Origin of the sequence: Saliniramus sp. (assembly GCF_035311605.1) — a bacterium.
Taxonomy (GTDB): domain Bacteria; phylum Pseudomonadota; class Alphaproteobacteria; order Rhizobiales; family Beijerinckiaceae; genus Saliniramus.
In genome coordinates this window covers 1-2,508 of record NZ_DATGCW010000284.1, presented here as the reverse complement: position 1 = coordinate 2,508, position 2,508 = coordinate 1, and the positions used below count along the sequence as shown (strand labels likewise).

Sequence of the window (2,508 nt, the reverse complement as noted above, 5' to 3'; positions counted from 1 at the left end):
CGTCCGATGTCCCTGTCAACGACCTCATCGCGCTGATCGCGGAGGAGGGCGAGGATCCGGCCAAGGTCGAGGTGCCCGCTGATGGCGGCGGCGCGCCGGCCAAGCCGCAGAACGAGGCTCCGAATGACGAGGCTCCCAAAGCCGAGTCCAAGGCGGAATCGAAAAAGGACGCCCCGGCTGCGCCCCCGGCCATGTCGGACGCTGCACCGGCTCCCTCAAAGGCCCCGCCCGTTTCCAAGACCGGCTCCGGAGAGCGTATCTTCGCCTCGCCGCTGGCGCGCCGCATCGCCAGGGATGCCGAGCTCGATCTGAAGGCGGTGAAGGGCTCCGGCCCGCACGGACGCATCATCGAGCGCGATGTCCGCGCCGCGATCGAAAAGGGCGTCGGCAAGGCCGAGGCCGCGGCACCCGCCGCGAAGCCCGAGGCGCCGAAGGCAGCGGCTCCTGCCGGTGCGATGGCGCAGGGCATGTCGGCGGATCAGGTCAAGGCCATGTATCCGGCGGATTCCTACGAGGAAGTCAAACTCGACGGCATGCGCAAGACCATCGCCAAGCGCCTGCTCGAATCGAAGCAGACCATCCCGCATTTCTATCTGACGCTCGATATCGAGCTGGATGCGCTGATGGCCCTGCGCAAGCAGCTGAACGACGCCGCGACCAAGGACAAGGACGGCAAGCCCGCCTACAAGCTCTCGGTCAACGATTTCGTCATCAAGGCGCTGGCGCTCTCGCTGCAGAAGGTTCCCGATGCCAACGCCGTCTGGGCGGAGGATCGCATCCTGCGCTTCCGGCATTCCGATGTCGGCGTCGCCGTGGCGATCGACGGGGGCCTGTTCACGCCGGTGATCCGTGAAGCGGAGACGAAGTCGCTCTCGGCCATCTCGGCGCAGATGAAGGATCTCGCGGGCCGCGCGCGCAACAAGCGGCTCAAGCCGGAAGAATACCAGGGCGGCACCACAGCGGTGTCCAATCTGGGCATGTTCGGCATCCGCGAATTCTCCGCCGTGATCAACCCGCCGCATGCGACGATCCTCGCGGTCGGCGCGGGCGAGAAGCGTGTCGTTGTCAAGGATGACGCGCCGGCGGTGGTGCAGGCGATGAGCGTCACGCTCTCCTGTGATCACAGGGTGGTGGACGGCGCGCTCGGCGCCGAATTGCTGCAGTCCTTCAAGGGGCTGATCGAGAATCCGATGGGTATGCTCGTGTGAGCGCCCGATGCGACCGGGGCTCCCCCGGTCGCGGTTTTCCTTTGATCTGAGCGCCCGCTGCGTGACGGTGCGGCGCGCCCGGCACGACGGGAGTTTTGCGCATGTCCGATTACGATATCATCATCCTCGGTGCCGGCCCCGGCGGCTATGTCGCGGCGATCCGCGCGGCGCAGCTCGGCTTCAGGACGGCGGTCGTCGATCGCGAGCATCTCGGCGGCATCTGTCTGAACTGGGGCTGCATCCCGACCAAGGCGCTGTTGCGCTCGGCCGAAATCTTCCACTATTTCGAGCATGCCAAGGATTTCGGCCTGTCCGCCAAGGACGTATCCTTCGATATGGAAGCGGTGGTGAAGCGCTCGCGTGGCGTTTCCGGGCGCCTCAATGGCGGCGTCGGCATGCTGCTCAAGAAGAACAAGGTCGATGTGATCTGGGGTGAGGGTGCGATCGAGGCGCCCGGCAAGGTCACCGTCAAGAAGGCGACGAAATCCGTCGAGGGCCCGCCCAAGGAAGCGCCGAAGGGCGCACTCGGCCCGGGCTCCTACAGCGCCAAGCACATCATCGTCGCCACCGGCGCCCGCCCGCGGGTCCTGCCGGGTATCGAGCCGGACAAGGATCTGATCTGGACCTATTTCGAGGCGATGGTGCCCAAATCCATGCCGAAATCCGTGCTCGTGATGGGTTCGGGCGCGATCGGCATCGAATTCGCCTCGTTTTATCGCACCATGGGTGCCGAGGTGACGGTGGTCGAGCTGCTGCCGCAGATCCTGCCCGTCGAGGATGCCGAGATCGCCGCCCATGCGCGCAAGCGCTTCGAGAAGCAGGGCATCAGGATCCTCACCGGCGCCAAGGTCTCCAAGGTCGAGAAGGGCAAGGGTAGCGTCACCGCCACGATCGAGGACGACAAGGGCAAACAGACCATCACGGCGGAGAAGCTGATTTCCGCAGTCGGCGTCGTCGGCAATATCGAGAATCTGGGGCTGGAGAAGCTCGGCGTGAAGATCGATCGCGGTTGTGTCGTCACGGACGGGCTCGGTCGCACCAATGTGCCGGGCATCTACGCCATCGGCGATGTCGCCGGCCCGCCCATGCTGGCCCACAAGGCCGAGCATGAGGGCGTGCTTTGCGTGGAGACCATCAAGGGTCTGCACACGCACGCCATGGACAAGGCAATGATCCCCGGTTGCACCTATTGCCACCCGCAGATCGCCTCGGTCGGCCTCACCGAAGCCAAGGCGAAGGAGGCCGGCTACGAGCTCAAGGTCGGGCGCTTCCCCTTCCAGGGCAACGGCAAGGCGATCGC

Annotated in this window: 2 protein-coding genes; both read left to right on the top strand. The window is 65.6% G+C overall.

Annotated elements, in window-relative coordinates:
• Window positions 1–1,208: 2-oxo acid dehydrogenase subunit E2 (locus VKP01_RS12840; RefSeq protein WP_324412886.1), on the top strand; the 1,208-nt coding region annotated here is incomplete at its 5' end.
• Window positions 1,209–1,309: 101 nt separating this feature from the next.
• A partial coding sequence (gene lpdA, locus VKP01_RS12835; RefSeq protein ID WP_324412884.1) for a dihydrolipoyl dehydrogenase occupies window positions 1,310–2,508 on the top strand: 1,199 nt, incomplete at its 3' end.